We start from the raw sequence: 2,388 nt of genomic DNA, 5'->3' as shown, positions 1-2,388 counted from the left end.
CAGTAGTACGGGTCGTTCTCGCGTGAAAGCGTGGCACTCTTGAAATCGGTAGAAGCCGTTACGGTGTATTCCTTTACCGCATCGCCCATCTTGAGTGCCACGGAAGTGACGCCCTGCCAGTCGCCGTCCACAGCGGCACGGGTGGAAGGGACTGCCAGCGGCGTTGCTTCTACGGACAGTCCGGTGGCACGGATGACGACGGGGTATTCACCTTCGGGCAGACGGTTATCGCCAGCAAGTTCGTCCTGCGTGCAGGCGGCGAGGGCGAACAGCAGTGCGGTGGCTGCGGGGATAAATAATCTATGTCTCATAATTCTTCATTCTAATCGATTAATTATTAAAATCCTACAGGTCAGCGCCCACATCTCCACCGTCTATATCGTTCCACTTTGCAATGGTGGCTTCGCTGACTTCAAGGACTTTGTTGCGTACCTTGACGGTATAGGTGTAGTTGTTGCCCGCCAGCAGTGCGCCTTCGGGCACGGTGAGTGTGGCATGATATTCCTGACCTTTGTAATTCACAACCAACGGCAGGGATGCAACTGTCTGCGGGAAGAGGATGATCGATGACGTGAGAACGCCGTCTGCCAAATTCATGGCCAGTTCTCCGGTCTGTGCCCCGTTGTCTGCGGTGGCAATACCGTCGGCCGTGTTGAACGTACCGGTGAGTAACAATCCGTCCAGCGTGTAACGTTCAGGCTTGACCACGCTGAAATTCACGCCGTCGCCCGCCTCGAAGGTAAGGGTTATCCGGCTCATGCGGTGGTGGAAGGAGTTGTCTTCACCGCCTTTGGCGGTTTTGTCGGTGAAGCTTACTACCGGGTTGTTTTTGTCTCCCGTGGCTCCTGAAGCAAAGAGGAAGTCGATGGCAGGCTGGTTCTGCTGCGCCGTGGCATCGGTCGTGGCTGTGAGGATGCCTCCCACCGCGTTGTACGGATAGTAGGCGCGGAAAGTATGGGTCTTTGTATCTTCGATATAGATAACCTTTCCTTCTGCCTCAAATTTCCCGTTTTTCAGGATGAAAGGCACGTTGCCGTACTGGGAATCGTTGCCGATGTCGGTGATGCCGATACGGTCGCCGGCAGTCCAGGTGGTTCCGCTGGCGCGGGTGGCGGGGGCGATGTCGGCGGTAAACCGGGCGGCCACGGGGTCACCGTTCAGGTTCTCGTTGTCGTTGTTGCAGGCTACCAGTGCGAGGGCGAGCATCGCAAGTGCAAAAAATCTTGTCTTCATTATATCTATAATTTTATTATTTACAAATCAGCATTTACATCATCACCTTTCACTTCTTCCCAGCCGTTGATTTCGGCTCCGTCCACTTCCATGCCTTCGGGAGTCTCAACCAGCGTTCCGCCGAGGGTCAGCGATGCGCCCTTTCTGGTATTGAACTCCTTGAGGGCTTCCGTGAGGTCGCTTTTCAGCGTGGTGGGGCTCGGGTTGCCGTCAGCATAGCGGATTTCACCCGTCAGCAGTTGTTCCGTGCCGGTCACACCCAGCAGCCGCACCGTGGCTTTCCACTTGCCGGCATCGTCACCTTCGGTAATCTTGGTGAAGGGCAGCACGACGTTTGAAGCGGCTCCGTAGGTATCGGTAGCGAAGTCGAGTGTTCCGGCTGCACCCGTCAGATGGGCAACAATCTCCGTGATGCGTCCGGCGGCATCCCCCGTCGGTTTGATGATGAGCGTCAGTTCGCGTACCTGCTGCTTCATTGCGGCGGTCAGCGGATAGTCCTTGTCTTTCTCGATGGTCACCTGTTCCGTATAGGTGAAGAACCATCCCGGGGCATTGTTCACAAAGGTATCCGTGCCTGCCCGGGTTCCCGTGGCTGCGGCAATGGTGGCTGTGGTGCCGTTCACCGTGATTCCTTCAGCCGGGTTCCACACCGCAAGGGTGTAGCTGCCCGGAGCAAACAGATGGTCGGGGGCATGGGTGGCGGAAGTCTCCGTACCCGTATAGTCACCCATGGTGACCGTCCACGTGGCAGGTATGTCGATACCCTCACCGCGGGCCGACCAGTCGGCTGTCACCGCAATCTTCCCGCTGTCGGGGTGTGGCGTGTCATAGAGCGTGTCCTTCACGCAGGAAGAGAGCAGCACGGCGGCTGCCATTCCCATCATATTTATATATTGTCTTGCTTTCATATTCTATTCCTCCGTGTTAGAATAACTTCCATACCAATGTCACACCGGCATTGATGGGGCCCCACCAGTCCTTTGTTTCGTTGCCGCGGCGTACACGTACACCGTCGATGACTTCATATTTTTCGAAATCGGCATTCAGGTAGCCCAGACCGAGGTTGAAATCAAGAGCCAGTGCCTTGTTCAGCCGCAGCTGATAGCCGGCGGTGATGCCGCCACCCATCAGGTCGCCCTGTTTGCCTGTTTCGGA

3 protein-coding genes and 1 pseudogene are annotated in these 2,388 nt (G+C 56.3%); all 4 read right to left on the bottom strand.

The window, feature by feature from the left end:
- Positions 1-311, bottom strand: a pseudogene (locus tag N5O98_RS27045) (fimbrillin family protein); the annotation flags it as partial.
- 34 nt (positions 312-345) lie between these two features.
- Entirely contained in the window at positions 346-1,233 is an 888-nt protein-coding gene (locus N5O98_RS27040; protein ID WP_269496235.1) for a fimbrillin family protein, read from the bottom strand.
- Between the two features lie 20 nt (positions 1,234-1,253).
- The gene (locus tag N5O98_RS27035) at positions 1,254-2,141 is read right to left on the bottom strand and encodes a FimB/Mfa2 family fimbrial subunit (RefSeq protein WP_118161479.1); all 888 of its coding nucleotides are present in this window, start codon (positions 2,139-2,141) and stop codon (positions 1,254-1,256) included.
- Between the two features lie 16 nt (positions 2,142-2,157).
- A partial coding sequence (locus N5O98_RS27030; RefSeq protein ID WP_269496233.1) for a DUF3575 domain-containing protein occupies positions 2,158-2,388 on the bottom strand: 231 nt, incomplete at its 5' end.

Origin of the sequence: Bacteroides sp. LFL-34, assembly GCF_027257075.1 — a bacterium.
In the GTDB taxonomy this organism is placed as follows: domain Bacteria; phylum Bacteroidota; class Bacteroidia; order Bacteroidales; family Bacteroidaceae; genus Bacteroides; species Bacteroides ovatus.
This window is presented reverse-complemented; position numbering and strand designations above follow the sequence as displayed.

Bases quoted from the DNA above. Each gene is read 5' to 3' on its own strand.
- N5O98_RS27040 (WP_269496235.1), bottom strand. From the start codon at position 1,233: ATGAAGACAAGATTTTTTGCACTTGCGATGCTCGCCCTCGCACTGGTA.
- N5O98_RS27035 (WP_118161479.1), bottom strand. From the start codon at position 2,141: ATGAAAGCAAGACAATATATAAATATGATGGGAATGGCAGCCGCCGTG.